At 61.1% G+C, this 16,013-nt stretch carries 18 protein-coding genes; 10 read left to right on the top strand and 8 right to left on the bottom strand.

What is annotated here, in order from left to right:
• From ACCD00_RS20820 to ACCD00_RS20805, 4 genes are all read left to right on the top strand, one after another.
• On the top strand, positions 1–1,090 hold a 1,090-nt coding region (locus ACCD00_RS20820; RefSeq protein ID WP_413427324.1), incomplete at its 5' end, for an amino acid aminotransferase.
• A 263-nt stretch (positions 1,091–1,353) separates the two neighbouring features.
• Positions 1,354–1,485, top strand: coding sequence for a hypothetical protein (locus ACCD00_RS20815; RefSeq protein ID WP_008021369.1), 132 nt, complete (start codon positions 1,354–1,356; stop codon positions 1,483–1,485).
• Between the two features lie 71 nt (positions 1,486–1,556).
• Positions 1,557–1,742 (top strand): hypothetical protein, encoded by a 186-nt coding sequence (locus ACCD00_RS20810; protein WP_413427323.1) that lies wholly within the window; start codon positions 1,557–1,559, stop codon positions 1,740–1,742.
• A gap of 99 nt (positions 1,743–1,841) precedes the next feature.
• Positions 1,842–3,041, top strand: a complete 1,200-nt coding sequence (locus tag ACCD00_RS20805; RefSeq protein ID WP_413427322.1) for an MFS transporter — start codon at positions 1,842–1,844, stop codon at positions 3,039–3,041.
• Here the strand turns inward: ACCD00_RS20805 and arfB are convergent.
• From arfB to ACCD00_RS20770, 7 genes are all read right to left on the bottom strand, one after another.
• The gene (gene arfB / locus ACCD00_RS20800; RefSeq protein ID WP_008021374.1) at positions 3,038–3,451 is read right to left on the bottom strand and encodes an alternative ribosome rescue aminoacyl-tRNA hydrolase ArfB; all 414 of its coding nucleotides are present in this window, start codon (positions 3,449–3,451) and stop codon (positions 3,038–3,040) included. The two genes, ACCD00_RS20805 and arfB, sit on opposite strands and share 4 nt — an antisense overlap.
• Before the next feature lie 227 nt (positions 3,452–3,678).
• Positions 3,679–5,100, bottom strand: coding sequence for an amino acid permease (locus ACCD00_RS20795; RefSeq protein WP_413427321.1), 1,422 nt, complete (start codon positions 5,098–5,100; stop codon positions 3,679–3,681).
• A gap of 872 nt (positions 5,101–5,972) precedes the next feature.
• A complete protein-coding gene (gene rluB, locus ACCD00_RS20790) occupies positions 5,973–7,184 on the bottom strand; it encodes a 23S rRNA pseudouridine(2605) synthase RluB (RefSeq protein WP_413427320.1) in 1,212 nt (403 codons plus the stop codon).
• A 295-nt stretch (positions 7,185–7,479) separates the two neighbouring features.
• Positions 7,480–8,475 (bottom strand): SMC-Scp complex subunit ScpB, encoded by a 996-nt coding sequence (gene scpB / locus ACCD00_RS20785; RefSeq protein ID WP_413427319.1) that lies wholly within the window; start codon positions 8,473–8,475, stop codon positions 7,480–7,482.
• Positions 8,476–8,486: 11 nt separating this feature from the next.
• Positions 8,487–9,245 (bottom strand): segregation and condensation protein A, encoded by a 759-nt coding sequence (locus ACCD00_RS20780; RefSeq protein WP_172435389.1) that lies wholly within the window; start codon positions 9,243–9,245, stop codon positions 8,487–8,489.
• A gap of 60 nt (positions 9,246–9,305) precedes the next feature.
• Entirely contained in the window at positions 9,306–9,935 is a 630-nt protein-coding gene (locus ACCD00_RS20775; RefSeq protein WP_033047950.1) for an L-threonylcarbamoyladenylate synthase, read from the bottom strand.
• A 13-nt stretch (positions 9,936–9,948) separates the two neighbouring features.
• Entirely contained in the window at positions 9,949–10,812 is an 864-nt protein-coding gene (locus tag ACCD00_RS20770; protein ID WP_413427318.1) for a PHP domain-containing protein, read from the bottom strand.
• An 87-nt stretch (positions 10,813–10,899) separates the two neighbouring features.
• Here ACCD00_RS20770 and ACCD00_RS20765 point away from each other — a divergent pair, with 87 nt between their 5' ends.
• From ACCD00_RS20765 to ACCD00_RS20740, 6 genes are all read left to right on the top strand, one after another.
• On the top strand, positions 10,900–11,496 hold the full coding sequence (locus ACCD00_RS20765; protein WP_413427317.1) for a septation protein A: 597 nt from the start codon (positions 10,900–10,902) through the stop codon (positions 11,494–11,496).
• Between the two features lies 1 nt (position 11,497).
• Positions 11,498–11,797 (top strand): YciI family protein, encoded by a 300-nt coding sequence (locus ACCD00_RS20760; RefSeq protein ID WP_008021382.1) that lies wholly within the window; start codon positions 11,498–11,500, stop codon positions 11,795–11,797.
• A 110-nt stretch (positions 11,798–11,907) separates the two neighbouring features.
• On the top strand, positions 11,908–12,321 hold the full coding sequence (locus ACCD00_RS20755) for a translation initiation factor 2 (protein ID WP_413427316.1): 414 nt from the start codon (positions 11,908–11,910) through the stop codon (positions 12,319–12,321).
• A 7-nt stretch (positions 12,322–12,328) separates the two neighbouring features.
• A complete protein-coding gene (locus ACCD00_RS20750; protein WP_007984138.1) occupies positions 12,329–13,006 on the top strand; it encodes a response regulator transcription factor in 678 nt (225 codons plus the stop codon).
• Between the two features lie 235 nt (positions 13,007–13,241).
• Positions 13,242–13,691, top strand: a complete 450-nt coding sequence (locus ACCD00_RS20745; RefSeq protein WP_413427315.1) for a Spy/CpxP family protein refolding chaperone — start codon at positions 13,242–13,244, stop codon at positions 13,689–13,691.
• Positions 13,692–13,880: 189 nt separating this feature from the next.
• The gene (locus tag ACCD00_RS20740) at positions 13,881–15,224 is read left to right on the top strand and encodes a sensor histidine kinase (RefSeq protein ID WP_413427314.1); all 1,344 of its coding nucleotides are present in this window, start codon (positions 13,881–13,883) and stop codon (positions 15,222–15,224) included.
• A gap of 110 nt (positions 15,225–15,334) precedes the next feature.
• Here the strand turns inward: ACCD00_RS20740 and ACCD00_RS20735 are convergent, their stop codons facing one another.
• A complete protein-coding gene (locus tag ACCD00_RS20735) occupies positions 15,335–15,901 on the bottom strand; it encodes an NAD(P)H nitroreductase (protein ID WP_413427313.1) in 567 nt (188 codons plus the stop codon).
• Positions 15,902–16,013 lie beyond the last annotated feature (112 nt).

Here is a 16,013-nt window from a genome sequence, read left to right as displayed (position 1 = left end):
CGTCTATAAAGACGCCCAGGGCCTGACGCCGATTCTTGAATCGGTGAAGCTTGCCGAGCAACGCCTGGTGGAGCGTCAATCCACCAAGACCTACATCGGTGGCCACGGCGAGCCTGCGTTCGGCAAGGCCATCAATGAACTGGTGCTGGGCGCCGATTCGAAACTGATCAGCGCACAACGCGCCGGCGCCACCCAGACGCCCGGCGGCACTGGTGCGCTACGCCTGAGCGCGGACTTCATCGCCCAATGCCTGCCAGGCCGCGGTGTGTGGTTGAGCAACCCGACCTGGCCGATCCACGAAAGCATTTTCGCGGCCGCCAAGGTCAAGGTCAGCCACTACCCCTACGTCGGCAGTGACAACCGTCTCGACGTCGAAGGCATGCTGGCAGCGCTCAATGAAGCACCCAAGGGTGACGTGGTCTTGCTGCACGCCTGTTGCCACAATCCGACCGGTTTCGACCTGTCCCACGACGACTGGCATCGGGTGCTGGAGGTAGTACGCAAGCGCGAATTGCTGCCACTGATCGACTTCGCGTACCAAGGATTCGGCGATGGCCTGGAACAGGATGCCTGGTCGACCCGGCTGTTCGCCGCCGAGTTGCCGGAACTGCTGATCACCAGTTCCTGCTCGAAGAACTTCGGCCTGTACCGCGACCGCACCGGCGCGCTGATTGTCTGCGCGAAAACCGCCGACAAGCTCACCGACATCCGCAGCCAGCTGGCCAATATCGCCCGCAACCTATGGTCGACGCCGCCGGATCACGGTGCGGCCGTGGTCGCGACCATCCTCGGCGACCCGGAGCTGAAAAACCTCTGGGCTGACGAAGTGGAAGGCATGCGCCTGCGCATCGCCCAACTGCGCAGCGGTCTGGTGGAGGCGCTGGAGCCTCACGGTTTGCGCGAGCGCTTTGCGCACATTGGCGTGCAACGCGGGATGTTCTCCTACACCGGCCTGTCGCCGGATCAGGTCAGGCAACTGCGCGAGCACCACAGCGTGTACATGGTCAACTCCGGCCGGGCCAACGTCGCAGGCATTGATGCCACGCGCCTGGATTTGCTGGCCGAAGCAATTGCCAAGGTCTGCAAATAATCCTGCCCCCTTCCTGTAGGAGCGAGCTAGCTCGCGATGGACGCCAGAACACCGCGGGGTGTCAAGCACCCCTGCGTTATCGTTGACGTTTTTCGCGAGCAAGCTCGCTCCTACAGTTGTTTCAACCTGTCTATACAATCCCATCCGTCGAAACAAATGGATATAAAAGTCTGTTTGTCATTTTTAGTGCTGTATCCTGCCAAGGCTTTTTTTAAAGCGCGGATCTACCAGATCTATCAACAGACTTAGCGAGGAGCGCAACCATGCACGAGATTCCCAATCTCCCCTTCCCAAGCCTGCACGTACCTGAGCAGACGCCCACGCAGCAAGCCGGAGCCCGACAGCCCGAGCCGAAAGAAGCCACTGACCGCCGCCAGGCTGACAGCGAAGACTGAAACACCCGCGGTACAGACCGTGTGGAAAGCGCTAACATGCGCTTTCCACACTGCCTGAAACGAGCCTGACCATGACCGATGATTTCAGCGAAGCGCAAGCCAGCGTCCTGATCGGCACTGCCGAGAAAATGATCGAGATCTGGAATCGCCTCTCCCCCGAAAAACAAGCCGCTTTGCTCGCCCGCTTCGGCAGCGAAGAAAATGCGCTGGCCGCCCTGGTCACCACGCAACTGGTCGCTCCCGTCAAACCCGAATGACACCTCCGGGCAAATAGTTTTACTTTTTCATAACCTGCGACCGTCCACACCGCTATCATAAGCAGCCTATCTATCCTGCTTTACCGTGGACCTTTACCCATGCCTGAAAACCAGCGCCCCCTGGCGGTCACGCTGCAAGTTGTTTCCATCGTCCTTTTCACCTTCATCGGCTACCTGAACATCGGCATCCCCCTGGCCGTGTTGCCCGGTTACGTCCACAGCGACCTGGGCTTCGGCGCGGTGATCGCGGGCCTGGTGATCAGCGTGCAATACCTGGCCACCCTGCTCAGCCGCCCCCATGCCGGGAAGATCATCGACAACAAGGGCAGCAAACTGGCAGTGATGTATGGCCTGGCCGGTTGCGGCTTGAGCGGCGTGTTCATGCTGATCTCGGCCTGGACCCAGAGCCTGCCGACCTTGAGCCTGATCAGCCTGTTGATCGGACGCCTGGTTCTCGGCAGCGCGGAGAGCCTGGTAGGCTCGGGCTCGATTGGCTGGGGTATCGGCCGGGTCGGTGCAGCGAACACCGCCAAAGTCATCTCCTGGAACGGTATCGCCAGCTACGGCGCACTGGCCGTCGGCGCGCCCTTGGGCGTGTTGATCGTCCATCGACTGGGCTTGTGGAGCATGGGGGTGAGTATTATGTTGCTGGCCGTGCTCGGCCTGCTGCTGGCCTGGCCGAAAACCGCCGCGCCTATCGTTGCCGGTGAGCGCCTGCCGTTCATGCACGTGCTCGGGCGGGTCTTCCCCCACGGCTGTGGCCTGGCCCTGGGCTCCATCGGTTTCGGCACCATCGCCACCTTCATCACCCTGTATTACGCCACGCAACACTGGGATAACGCCGTGCTGTGCCTGAGCCTGTTCGGTGCCAGTTTCATCGGCGCGCGCTTGCTGTTCGGCAACCTGATCAACCGCCTCGGCGGCTTTCGCGTCGCCATTGCCTGCCTGTCAGTGGAAACCCTGGGATTGCTGTTGCTGTGGCTGGCACCGGATGCGCATTGGGCGCTGGCGGGTGCGGCACTGAGCGGCTTCGGCTTTTCGCTGGTGTTTCCGGCGCTGGGGGTGGAAGCGGTCAACCTGGTACCGGCCTCCAGCCGTGGCGCAGCCGTTGGCGCCTATTCGCTGTTCATCGACCTGTCACTGGGGATCACCGGACCGGTCGCTGGCGCCATTGCCGCCGGGTTCGGTTTCGCTTCGATCTTCCTGTTCGCCGCCCTTGCTGCGGTGAGCGGATTGACGCTGAGCGTTTACCTGTACCGACAGGCACCGAAGCAACGCGAGGCGCGGGACGCCCGTTAGAAGTCGACCTTGCCGCGCCCGGCCTTGATGTTGCCGCGCTTGCTCTTGGATTCGAGGCGACGGGTCTTCGAGCCGAGGGTCGGCTTGGTCGGACGGCGCTTCTTCTCGACCTTGGTGGCACTGAGGATCAACTCGGTCAGCCGCAACAGCGCATCGGCGCGGTTCTGCTCCTGCGTCCGGTACTGCTGGGCCTTGATGATCAGCACACCGTCACTGGTGATGCGGCTGTCGCGCAGTGCCAGCAGCCGCTCCTTGTAGAACTCGGGCAAGGACGACGCCGGAATGTCGAAGCGCAGGTGCACGGCACTGGAGACCTTGTTTACGTTCTGCCCACCCGCCCCTTGCGCGCGAATGGCCGTCAACTCGATCTCTGCATCCGGCAGATGCACGTTGTTGGAAATGACCAGCATGGAAAAGCGTCCGTATTCAGAGTGTGCAGGATAAGGCATGCGAGGAAAAAATGTGGGAGCGGGCTTGCTCCGGGCGGCGTTCCGACGAATGCGTCAGGTCAGCCAACAAAGATGTCGACTGACACGCCCTTTTCGCGAGCAAGCCCGCTCCCACAAAGGGATTTATGTGGGCCATGAAAACAACAAACCCGGCACATGGCCGGGTTTGTTGTTACTGCGCTCTGCGTTTACTTCACCGAAGCACTGGCAGACTGCATTACATGTTGCGCACTGCGCTTGTTCTTGATGCCGTAGCAGCCCCACATGAACACGAGCCACACCGGAATCGCGTACACCGATTGATTGATCCCGGGAATCAACAGCATCACGCCAAGGATGAACACCACGAACGCCAGGCAGATGAAGTTGCCGTACGGATACCACAAGGCCTTGAACAGCGGCGTCTGCCGGGTCTTGTTCATGTGCTGGCGGAACTTGAAGTGCGAGAAGCTGATCATCGCCCAGTTGATCACCAGGGTGGCCACCACCAGCGACATCAACAGTTCCAGCGCGTTTTGCGGCATCAGGTAGTTCAGCAGTACTGCGATCAGGGTCACGGCCGCCGAGGCCAGGATCGAACGCACCGGCACGCCACGCTTGTCGATCTTCGCCAGGCCCTTCGGCGCATCGCCCTGCTCGGCCATGCCCAGCAGCATGCGGCTGTTGCAATAGGTGCCGCTGTTGTACACCGACAGGGCAGCGGTCAGGACCACGAAGTTGAGGATGTGCGCAGCGGTGTTGCTGCCCAGCATCGAGAACACCTGCACGAACGGACTGCCGCTGTAGGAATCACCGGAGGCGTTCAGGGTGGTCAGCAGGCTGTCCCACGGGGTCAACGACAACAGGATAACCAGTGCACCGATGTAGAAAATCAGGATCCGGTAGATCACCTGGTTGATGGCTTTCGGGATCACGGTTTTCGGCTTGTCGGCTTCGGCTGCGGTGAAACCGAGCATTTCCAGGCCGCCGAAGGAAAACATGATGAAAGCCATGGCCATTACCAGGCCGCTGATGCCGTTCGGGAAGAAGCCGCCATGGGACCACAGGTTGCTTACCGCTGCTTGCGGGCCGCCATTACCGCTGACCAGCAGGTAGCTGCCCAGGGCAATCATGCCGACGATTGCCACGACCTTGATGATCGCAAACCAGAACTCGGCTTCTCCGAACACCTTGACGTTGGCCAGGTTGATCGCATTGATCAGCACGAAGAAGGCGGCGGCAGACACCCAGGTCGGGATGTCCGGTGCCCAGTAGTGGATGTACTTGCCGACAGCCGTCAGCTCGGACATGCCTACCAGAATGTACAGAATCCAGCAGTTCCAGCCCGACAGGAAGCCGGCAAAGCCGCCCCAGTAGGTGTGCGCGAAATGGCTGAAGGAGCCGGCCACCGGGTCTTCGACGATCATTTCGCCCAGTTGGCGCATGATCAGGAACGCAATGAAGCCGCAGATGGCGTAGCCGAGGATCATCGACGGGCCGGCGGATTTCAGTACCCCGGCCGAGCCGAGGAACAAGCCGGTACCGATCGCGCCACCGAGGGCGATCAATTGAATGTGGCGATTTTTCAGGCCGCGTTTCAGCTCGCCTGATTGCGGGTGTTGTCCACTCATGAAAAGGGTCTCACGCAAGGTTTGATGATGTTCAGTAGACGTTGCTGCTCAGGAAATCCGTTAAGCGGCACCGATCAAACCCCAGCGCAAGCACCAGGAGTTCAGCGTATTTACAACGGTCATGCGTCACCTGTTTGTTTTTATCTGCGACGAAATCGAACCCGACACGCTCGTGACGCGGCGGAGTGAACAAGGCGGATAGCCTTGAGGTTTGCGCTGATGCGCAGGAGGTCACAGGTAAAACGCGGCGCATTGTACACCTGTAACCCCCTGCTGCCAGACCCGCTGGACAAGCGCGTCTATGGCCGGGATTGCCTGTGTCCGCCCCGAGAGGTTCGGGCGGCTGCAAAAAATGGGTCAGACCCTTGCGGATCATCGACGGGAAAGGCAGGAATACCGCCTCTCGCAGAGAGATGGAAACGGATTGCGGCGTTCATTGCGCCTCCTTTTTGTTATGCACCTGCACGACAGGCATGGCGCGCATAACACCCTGCATGGAGCGGTGAAACAAGCGGGCTAGACGGAGGGAAGGAGGAAGGAAGGCGCCGATGTGTAAGCGCTTTCTTACGGAATCCAGAGAGTGGCGAATCCACGGGGTTAATCTGTGGATTTCGTCATGTTTTCTTTACAACGCGTAATTCTGGCTTTCCACTTCGGACATTGCGGTGCTGCGACTGGCGCCTTCGCGAGCAAGTCGGATCGCCGCACCGCCGCTCCCACAGGAGACCGAGTAGTTCTGGAGAAACACGATCCACTGTGGGAGCGGGCTTGCTCGCGAAGGCGGCCCTCAATAACCACACAGTGCCGAAGTCAGACGAAAAAAAAACGCCAACCCGAAGGCTGGCGTTTTTCACTTGCAGCTTACCGCTGCCTCACTCCGGCTTACGCCGACCAAAGCCCGGACGCTGGCCGGAACCGGCCGGTGCGCCACGGCGCTTGCCCGATGGCGTGTCACCGTCGACCAGCTTGATCCCCGGACGCTTCGGCGCAGGCTTGGCCGGGCGCTTGGTGTCGACCGGACGATCGGCTACCGGCGTACCACGACCTTCACCACGCTCAGTACGGCCATTGGCCGGACGTGGCGTGCGTGGACCGCGTTCGCCGTCCTGACGCGCCGCTGGCTTGCGCCCTGGACGCTCGCCTTCGATCTGCGGCTCGCGGTTTTCACGCGGGGCTGCAGGTCCACCATTCGCTGGACGCAGGGTGCGTACACGTTCGGTCCTGGCCATCGGCCGCGACGACTTGCGTTGCATCCGGTCGAGCTTGTCCTTGCTCTTGGCGTTCAGTTGCGGCATGGCCACCGGGGTCAGGCCGACTTCCGCGCTGAGGACGTCGACTTCGTACTGGCTCATCTCGCGCCAGCGGCCCATCGGCAGGTCAGAGTTGAGGAACACCGGACCGAAACGCACGCGCTTCAGACGGCTGACCACCAGGCCCTGGGATTCCCACAGGCGACGTACTTCGCGGTTACGACCTTCCATCACCACGCAGTGGTACCAGTGGTTGAAACCTTCGCCGCCCGGTGCCTGCTGGATGTCGGTGAAACGCGCCGGACCGTCTTCGAGGACAACACCGGCCTTCAGGCGCTCGATCATCTCGTCATCGACTTCACCGCGTACACGCACGGCGTACTCGCGATCCATCTCGTAGGACGGGTGCATCAGGCGGTTGGCCAACTCACCGTCGGTGGTGAACATCAGCAAACCGGTGGTGTTGATGTCGAGACGGCCGATGTTGATCCAGCGGCCCTCTTTCGGACGCGGCAGCTTGTCGAACACGGTTGGGCGGCCTTCCGGGTCGACACGGGTGCAGATCTCACCGTCGGGCTTGTTGTACATGATCACGCGGCGGACCGATTCGGCGGCCTCTTCGCGCTTGATCACCTTGCCATCGATGGTGATGGCGTCGTGCATGTCGACGCGCTGGCCAAGGGTGGCGTCTTTGCCGTTGACCTTGATCCGGCCATGGCTGATCCAGGCTTCCACGTCACGGCGCGAGCCGACGCCGATACGGGCGAGGACTTTCTGCAGTTTTTCGCCTGCTGGGCCGATTGGCTGGTCGTCTTGCTGGTCTTTGATACTCATCTGGGCACCTCCCGGTGTGGTCTGAAAACTGGGTACTTTGGCGAAGGGATCGCCGAAGGGTCGCGAATCATACGCGCATGAGGGCGTTTGCGCATCAGAGACTAGCTGATCAAAGCAAGGTTATTTGTTTTTCCGCCGGCCGGTGGCCCGCAGTTTTGCGGTGAACGCAATTCCCCTGTGGGAGCGGGCTTGCTCGCGAATGCGTCAGGTCAGCCAACAAAGATGTCGACTGACACGCCCTCTTCGCGAGCAAGCCCGCTCCCACAATGGACCTCCACACTTCTCAAGAATCGCATCAGTCCTCGAATTGGCGCCGTTCTGCTTCGATGGCTTCCGCCAGGGCCTGGGCTTCGGCCTCTTCGTCCGACAGCTGCGGCTCGGGTTTCGGCTGTTCGAGGGCTGCCACGGCGGCCAGGAGTTTTTCCCGGGCTTCGGCAACGCCGAGGATGTCGTCTTCCGGCTCCGGCTCCGGCTCTACTTCAGGCTGCGGCTCGACTTCAGGCTCCGGCTCGATCTGCACAACGTCGGATTCCGGTTCATTCGTCTCCGGTGCCAAATCGGTCGGGAACTCGGCACCATCGCGCAGCAAGTCGTCGAAGTCGGTCTTGAGCCCCTCCTCCATGCTGTCCAGCTCCAGCAACAGCGTGTGGAAACTGGTTTCTTCCTTCGGTTCTTCCGGCTCGGCGCTGGCGTCGGCCAACTCTTGCAGACCGGCGGGTACGGGGGCGTCGTCGAAATCGAGCACCGGATCCGGCTCCAGCTCGCGCAGTTCCGCCAGCGGCGGCAGGTCGTCGAGGTTTTTCAGGTTGAAGTGGTCGAGGAATGCCTTGGTGGTGGCGAACATTGCCGGTTTGCCGGGTACGTCACGGTAGCCGACGATGCGGATCCACTCGCGCTCCATCAGCGTCTTGACGATGTTGCTGTTGACCGCCACGCCCCGCACGTCTTCGATTTCGCCCCGGGTGATCGGCTGGCGATAGGCGATCAGGGCCATGGTTTCCAGCATGGCACGGGAGTAGCGCTGCGGGCGCTCTTCCCACAGACGCCCGACCCACGGCGCAAACTTCTCGCGAATTTGCAGACGATAACCCGAAGCCACTTCCTTCAGTTCAAAAGCGCGGCCATCACAGGACTTCGCCAGAATCGTCAGGGCCTTCTTGAAGACCGGCGGCTCGGGGCGCTCGCCTTCTTCGAAGAGTTCGAACAGGCTTTCCAGAGATTGCGGCTTTCCCGAGGCCAACAGAAAGGCTTCAAGCAATGGCGCCAGCTCGCGGGGTTCAGTCAGATTCATGATTCAACTCGTTATTCGGCTCGGGCTCGCACGTGGATCGCGGCAAATGGCTCATTTTGCACCAGCTCGACCAGGGATTCCTTGACCAGTTCAAGGATCGCCATAAAGGTCACCACCACGCCCAAGCGCCCTTCTTCGGCGGTGAACAGCTCGACAAACGGCACGAAACCGCCGCCCTTGAGGCGTTCCAGCACATCGCTCATGCGTTCGCGGGTCGACAGTGCCTCGCGGCTGACCTGATGGCTTTCGAACATGTCGCCACGGCGCAACACCTCGGCCATGGACAACAGCAACTCGGACAAGCGCACGTCCGGCAGCAGCTTGCGTGCCCGGGCTTCCGGGGCGTCTAGCTTGGGCACGACGACATCACGACCGACGCGACTCAGGCCATCGATACCTTCGGCGGCAGCCTTGAAACGCTCGTACTCCTGCAAGCGACGGATCAGCTCGGCGCGCGGGTCTTCCTCTTCGTCTTCGACGGTTTCGGCCCGTGGCAACAGCATCCGCGACTTGATCTCGGCCAGCATCGCGGCCATCACCAGGTACTCGGCGGCCAGTTCGAGGCGCACCGACTGCATCAACTCGACATAGCCCATGTACTGGCGAGTGATTTCCGCCACCGGGATGTCGAGGATATTGATGTTCTGTTTGCGGATCAGGTACAGCAGCAGGTCGAGCGGGCCTTCGAACGCCTCCAGGAAGACCTCGAGGGCATCCGGCGGGATGTACAGGTCCAGCGGCATTTCCATGACCGCCTGGCCATAGACCATGGCGAAGGGCAGTTCCTGCTGGGCTCCGGCCTGACTGTCGACGGGTTCTACTGCGGACATCTAGGCCTCGACCATGAACGGCGCAGGGTCGCCGCAACCAACGCGAATGACTTCCGGCTCGCCGTCGGCGAGGTTGATCACGGTGGACGCCTTGATCCCGCCGAAACCACCGTCGATGATCAGATCGACCTGGTGTTCGAGCAGTTGGCGCATTTCATGGGGATCATACATGGGGTCGGTTTCACCGGGCATGATCAGACTCACGCTCATCAATGGCTCGCCGAGCTGTTCCAGCAGTGCCAGGGCAATCGGATGGCTTGGCACCCGCAGGCCGATGGTGCGCTTTTTCGGGTGCAGCAACAGTCGCGGTACTTCGCGGGTGGCGTTGAGAATGAACGTGTACGGCCCCGGCAAGTGGGCCTTGAGCAAGCGGAAAGTGCCGGTATCGATCTTGGCGAACAGCCCCAGCTGCGACAGGTCGCAGCAAATCAGCGCGAAGTTGTGCTTTTCATCCAGCCCGCGCAGACGTCGCACGCGCTCCACAGCCACTTTGTCGCCGATCTGGCAACCAATGGCGTAGGAAGAGTCTGTGGGATAAATCACCACCCCGCCCTTGCGGATGATCTCGACCGCCTGTTTGATCAGGCGCGCTTGCGGGTTTTCCGGATGAATCTGGAAAAATTGACTCACATTCTCTACCTGTTCAGACGGCGGCAATAACTGGGTCATGTTTGAATCGACACCATAGCGGTGGCAGATCCTCCGGGAGTGGCCGGTATTCACCGATTTCCGACCAGCCTCCGGGGCCATGAAAATCACTGCCGGCACTGACCAGCAGACCGAATTCGCGGGCCAGAATGGCCAGGCTGCCCACTTGCTCGGCAGGCTGGTAACCATTGACCACTTCGATGGCGTGGCCCCCTGCTTGAATATAGTCGGCAATCAGGCGACGACGCTTGCTTCGGGTGAATTCGTAGTGCCAGGGGTGCGCCAGGCTGACCCAGGCCTTGGCCGCGCGCAGGGTTTCGACGGTTTCCTCCAGGGTCGGCCAGTGCTGCTTGACGTCGCCCAGCTTGCCGGCGCCCAGCCATTTGCGGAACGCCTCGGCGCGATCCTTGACGAAACCTTCACGCACCATCCAGTCGGCGAAATGCGGGCGGGCCGGCGCGTTACCGCTGTCGCCCAGCTCCTGCTGGATCTTGCGGGCGCCTTCCAGCGCCCCCGGCATGCCTTTCAACGCCAGTTTGCGGCTGATTTCCTCGGAGCGCAGCCAACGGCCATCATGCAATTTGGCGATCGCCTCGACCAACGGTACGGCGTTCACGTCAAAACCGTAGCCCAGGACATGAATGGTCGCGCCGCCCCAGGTGCAGGACAATTCGACGCCATTGATCAGTTGCATGCCCAGTGCGGTAGCCGCGTGCCGGGCCTCGTCGAGGCCTTCAAGGGTGTCGTGATCGGTCAAGGCCAGGACTTGCACGCCCTTCTCGAACGCCCGCGCCACCAGAACCGCAGGCGCCAGGGCGCCATCGGAGGCCGTGCTATGGCAGTGCAAATCAACATTCACAGGGCTTTGTAACCTCAAATCAGCTGGCGCTATCGCGCGCCCATATGTTTGTTATTATGCCGCCACATCCTGCTTCTGGCTGCCACTGTGAAACAATTCATCGATTTCATCCCGCTCCTGCTGTTTTTCATCGTCTTCAAAACCGATCCACGGGTCGTCGACATCGCCGGCCATGAGTTCACTGTAGGCGGTATTTACAGCGCCACCGCGATGTTGATCGTCAGCTCCCTGGTGGTCTACGGCACGCTGTTCATCAAGCAGCGCAAGCTGGAGAAGAGCCAGTGGCTGACCCTGATCGCCTGCCTGGTCTTCGGCAGCCTGACCCTGGCGTTCCACAGCGAGACGTTCCTGAAGTGGAAAGCTCCAGTGGTCAACTGGCTGTTCGCCCTGGCGTTCATTGGCAGCCACTTCGTCGGTGACAGCCTGCTGATCAAGCGCATCATGGGTCACGCACTGACCTTGCCGGAGCCGGTCTGGACGCGCCTGAACATCGCCTGGATCGCCTTCTTCCTGTTTTGCGGCGCCGCCAACCTGTTTGTCGCGTTCACCTTCCAGAGCTACTGGGTCGACTTCAAGGTCTTCGGCAGCCTGGGCATGACTTTGCTGTTCCTGGTCGGCCAGGGCATCTACCTGTCCCGCCATCTGCACGATGCCGACACCACTACGCCAAAAACCGAGGACTGACATGCTTTACGCAATCATTGCCACAGACGTCGCCAACTCCCTGGAAGCCCGCCTGGCCGCACGGCCTGCGCACCTCGAGCGCCTGCAAGCGCTCAAGGGCGAAGGTCGCATCGTATTGGCCGGCCCACACCCGGCCGTCGACAGCAATGATCCGGGCGCGGCGGGTTTCACCGGCAGCCTGATCGTTGCCGAATTCGACTCCCTGAGCGCAGCACAGGCCTGGGCAGACGCTGATCCGTACATCGCCGCGGGCGTCTACGCCAACGTTCTGGTGAAGCCGTTCAAACAAGTCCTGCCGTAAAACATCCCCACGCGATGAACCTTGTCGGTTCATCGCGTTCTCAATCGCTCATTATTCTCGATTGCCGGCCGACAACCTGCCCAATACTCGTATTGGAATCAGGAGTCGCGATGCGCAAGGGTCCGTTGTGTCTGATGTTGGTCACGTTGTCGGTCGTGGCACCCGCCCACGGTGAAGAAAACGCCGAGGGTGGAAACTCGACGCCGCTTTCCTTGAGCGCCGGCAGCCATATCACCGAGTTGCAGCAACGCTTGAAAGAAAGCGAACGGCAACGGGAAGAACTGAGCAAACAACTGCAAACTGCCGATGGCGAACGCGAAAGCCCGCTGCTGGCCCGGTTGCGCCAGGAAAACCAGCGTTTGAAGCTGCAACTCAAGGAAGCCCAGGCCAGCAGTCCGCTGCCGCACCTGCTGACCGAGCAGCAACAATGGTTTGTCGTTGGCGCCGGGGTAGCGCTATTGGCTCTGCTCTGCGGTATCTTCGCCAGTGGAGCAAGTCGAAAACGTCGACAATGGCTAAATTGAGTGAGTCATGAGCGAGCTGTTACTGATTGATGATGACCAGGAGCTGTGTGAACTCCTGAGCAGTTGGCTGAGCCAGGAAGGGTTTCAGGTGCGTGCCTGTCACGACGGCCAGAGCGCACGCCGCGCGCTGGCCGAAACCGCCCCCGCAGCCGTGGTGCTGGATGTGATGTTGCCCGATGGCAGCGGGCTGGAACTGCTCAAGCAGTTGCGCAGCGATCACCCGGATTTGCCGGTACTGATGCTTTCGGCACGGGGCGAGCCCCTGGACCGGATCCTCGGCCTGGAACTGGGCGCCGACGATTACCTGGCCAAGCCCTGCGATCCACGGGAACTGACCGCCCGCCTGCGCGCGGTCTTGCGTCGTAGTCACCCGGCTGCGGTGTCCAGCCAGATGGAACTGGGTGACCTGTGTTTCAGCCCGGTACGCGGGGTGGTCAGCATCGACGAGCAGGAGTTCACCCTCACCGTTTCCGAAAGCCGCCTGCTGGAAGCCCTGCTCAAGCAACCCGGCGAGCCCCTGGACAAACAGGAACTGGCGCAGATCGCCCTCGGCCGCAAGCTGACCCTGTACGACCGCAGCCTGGACATGCACGTCAGCAACCTGCGCAAGAAGATCGGCCCACACCCCGATGGCCGCCCGCGCATCGTGGCCCTGCGCAGCCGTGGTTACTACTACAGCTTGTAGGAGCGAGCTCGCTCGCGATGGAGTTCAACGATTACGCATACTATCTGGAAAAAAGCGCTGCCTGTGAGCCCATCGCGAGTGAGCTCGCTCCTACAGTCAGTCACCCGGACGTTTTGTCAGGTCGGCGCAAATTCATCTTTACCCAAGCTTTACGCTCCGCTGACCGCCGCTGACCTTGATCTGCGTAATCTGTACTCATCCGGAACGTACCGGGAACGAGACAAGGAGATACACCATGCGCAAGACTCTTATCGCTCTGATGTTCGCTGCTGCCCTGCCGACCGTCGCCATGGCCATGCCTGAAGGCACAGGCCCGATGGATGGGCCGATGGACGGTTCGCACCACGGCGGTCAGATGCACGGCATGCACGGCAAGGGCCCATACAGTCAACTGGACCTGAGCCGCGAACAGCGCGAGCAGATCCGCAAGATCATGGGCGAGCAGATGCACGAGCGTAAGCAACTGGTCGAGAAGTACCTGGAGAAACTCTCGCCAGCCGACCAGAAAGCCATGAAAGACGAAATGGCCGCCAAGCACCAGAAAGCCGAAGCTGACGTGCGCGCCGTGCTGAAACCGGATCAACAGAAGAAATTTGACGAGATCCAGAAAAAACAGGCTGAACGTCGCGCCGAGTGGGCTGAGTTCAAAGCCTGGAAAGCACAACAACCGCAAAAAACGCAATAATGCGCTGACCCTGGACCCGACGGCTGAACACCGTTGGGTCTGACACCACACAATTCAATGTGGGAGCGGGCTTGCTCGCGATTGACGTCAACGATAACGCGCGGCATCAGGCAGCACGTGTCGTCCATTTGCTTTTCGCGAGCAAGCTCGCTCCTACATAGAATTTTGTGTTTGTTTTGAGGATTTTCCGTGCGCTCATTGTTCTGGCGTATCCTGGCCAGCTTCTGGCTGGCCATCGCTCTGGTTGCAGGGCTTTCCATCCTGCTCGGGCACATGCTCAACCAGGACGCATGGATTCTCAGCCGCCACCCGGGCCTCAACACGCTGGCCGAAGAGTGGACGCAAACCTACGAAAGCCAGGGCGAAGACGCCGCCCAGGACATTCTCCAGCAACGTAAACGCCAGTATCACATCGACGTTCAGGTGCTTAACGAAAGCGGCGATCCGGTCGTGCGCGGCACCTTCCCGAGACGTGCGGCAGCCTTTGAGGCGCGACAGAACAACGAAGACCGGCGCCTGCCATGGCGGCGTCTGACTGATGAATTCACCAGCGAAAAAACCGGCGACACCTACCTGTTCATCTACCGCATCCCACACCCGGAACTGGACGCTTGGCACCGCGAGAGCCTGCTCTGGCCACTCAGCGCACTGGGGATCGCCCTGGTGGTGCTGACCCTGTTCAGCCTGCTGGTGACCTTTTCCATCACCCGCCCGCTCAGCCGCCTGCGCGGAGCGGTGCATGACCTTGGACAAACCGCTTATCAGCAGAACAGCCTGGTCAAACTGTCCAGCCGTCGCGACGAGTTTGGCGTGCTGGCCAACGACTTCAACCGCATGGGCGCGCGTCTGCAAAGCCTGATTGGCAGTCAGCGGCAATTGCTGCGGGATGTGTCCCACGAACTGCGTTCGCCCCTCGCCCGCCTGCGTATCGCGCTGGCGCTGGCCGAACGGGCCACCCCGCAAGAACGGGAACAGCTCTGGCCGCGCCTGACCCGCGAGTGCGACCGACTGGAGGCGCTGATCAGCGAAATCCTGGTACTGGCCCGGGTCGACTCCGATAACGCCAGTGCGGAAGAGGTGGATCTGAATGCCTTGCTCAATACCCTGCAAAAGGATGCGCAACTCGGTTCACCCGAGCAACTTGTCCACCTCGAAGCCGAGTCGCAACTGAATCTGAAGGGCTGGCCGACCATGATCGAGCGGGCCGTCGACAATTTGCTGCGCAATGCCCAGCGCTTCAATCCGGCGGGAGGCCTGCCGATCGAAATGCAGGCATTGCGCCAGGGTGAGCGGATCGTCGTGACTGTGCGCGACCACGGGCCTGGGGTCAGTGCCGAACATTTGAGCCAGCTCGGTGAGCCGTTCTATCGGGCACCGGGGCAGACAGCGGCCGGACACGGCCTGGGCCTGGCCATCGCCCGCCGCGCGGCGGAGCGACATGGGGGTAGTCTGGTGCTGGCCAATCACCCGGAGGGCGGGTTCATTGCCAGCCTGGAATTGCCTCTCGTCCCAGGCGCAGTTGTCCAACCCTGAAACCTGTGGGAGCGGGCTTGCCCGCGAAGAGGGAGTGTCAGTCGACATCAACATTGACTGATCCACCGCTTTCGCGAGCAAGCCCGCTCCCACATTTTTGCCCGGGGTGTTCAGGCTTTACCTGGCCAGGCACTGACGAACTCGGCCAGGTCGACTTTCTCGGCCACGCGCGGTTCTTTCTGCGGGGTGCCCAGATACAGGAAAGCAATCACCTCTTCCCCCTCCGCCAGGCCCAACCCCTTGGCCACATGCGGCGAGTAAGCCAGGTCACCGGTACGCCACACCGCTCCAATGCCCTGTGCATACGCCGCCAGCAAAATCCCGTGGGCCGCACAGCCCGCCGCCAGCAACTGCTCGGACTTCGGATACTTGACGTGATCCTGCAACCGCGCAATCACCACCACCACCAGCGGTGCTCGTAACGGACCATTGCGCGCCTTGTCGATGGCCGCTTCGCTGACTTCGCTGTCCGAAAGCTTCGCCGCTTCGGCCAGCAACTCACCCATTTGCTCGCGCGCCGCGCCTTCCACCGTCAGGAAACGCCAAGGCTGCAAATGACCGTGGTCCGGCGCGCGCATGGCGGCGCCGAACAGCACTTCGCGCTGCTCGGCAGTGGGTGCCGGGTCAATCAGTCGTGGAACGGAAACACGGTTTAGCAAAGCGTCGAGAGCCTGCATCGGCCACCTCCTGGAAAATTTGTGCGGCTATTCTAGCTGCAACTGCCGCAGCAGTGCCGGTTTACATGCCCCGCCCCGCGGGTAGAATGGCGCCCTTTCCCCTATCAGCCGA

The organism is Pseudomonas sp. Pseusp3, from assembly GCF_047304225.1.
Taxonomy (GTDB): domain Bacteria; phylum Pseudomonadota; class Gammaproteobacteria; order Pseudomonadales; family Pseudomonadaceae; genus Aquipseudomonas; species Aquipseudomonas fluorescens_CD.
The sequence above is the reverse complement of the archived record's forward strand: the minus strand, read 5'-3'. Positions and strand labels throughout refer to the sequence as shown.

Coding starts and splice junctions, on each gene's coding strand:
- ACCD00_RS20760 (WP_008021382.1), top strand. CDS start 11,498: ATGCTTTACGCAATCATTGCCACAGACGTCGCCAACTCCCTGGAAGCC.
- ACCD00_RS20795 (WP_413427321.1), bottom strand. CDS start 5,100: ATGAGTGGACAACACCCGCAATCAGGCGAGCTGAAACGCGGCCTGAAA.
- scpB (WP_413427319.1), bottom strand. CDS start 8,475: ATGAATCTGACTGAACCCCGCGAGCTGGCGCCATTGCTTGAAGCCTTT.
- arfB (WP_008021374.1), bottom strand. CDS start 3,451: ATGCTGGTCATTTCCAACAACGTGCATCTGCCGGATGCAGAGATCGAG.
- ACCD00_RS20805 (WP_413427322.1), top strand. CDS start 1,842: ATGCCTGAAAACCAGCGCCCCCTGGCGGTCACGCTGCAAGTTGTTTCC.
- ACCD00_RS20815 (WP_008021369.1), top strand. CDS start 1,354: ATGCACGAGATTCCCAATCTCCCCTTCCCAAGCCTGCACGTACCTGAG.
- ACCD00_RS20750 (WP_007984138.1), top strand. CDS start 12,329: ATGAGCGAGCTGTTACTGATTGATGATGACCAGGAGCTGTGTGAACTC.
- ACCD00_RS20755 (WP_413427316.1), top strand. CDS start 11,908: ATGCGCAAGGGTCCGTTGTGTCTGATGTTGGTCACGTTGTCGGTCGTG.
- rluB (WP_413427320.1), bottom strand. CDS start 7,184: ATGAGTATCAAAGACCAGCAAGACGACCAGCCAATCGGCCCAGCAGGC.
- ACCD00_RS20780 (WP_172435389.1), bottom strand. CDS start 9,245: ATGGTCTATGGCCAGGCGGTCATGGAAATGCCGCTGGACCTGTACATC.
- ACCD00_RS20735 (WP_413427313.1), bottom strand. CDS start 15,901: ATGCAGGCTCTCGACGCTTTGCTAAACCGTGTTTCCGTTCCACGACTG.
- ACCD00_RS20745 (WP_413427315.1), top strand. CDS start 13,242: ATGCGCAAGACTCTTATCGCTCTGATGTTCGCTGCTGCCCTGCCGACC.
- ACCD00_RS20810 (WP_413427323.1), top strand. CDS start 1,557: ATGACCGATGATTTCAGCGAAGCGCAAGCCAGCGTCCTGATCGGCACT.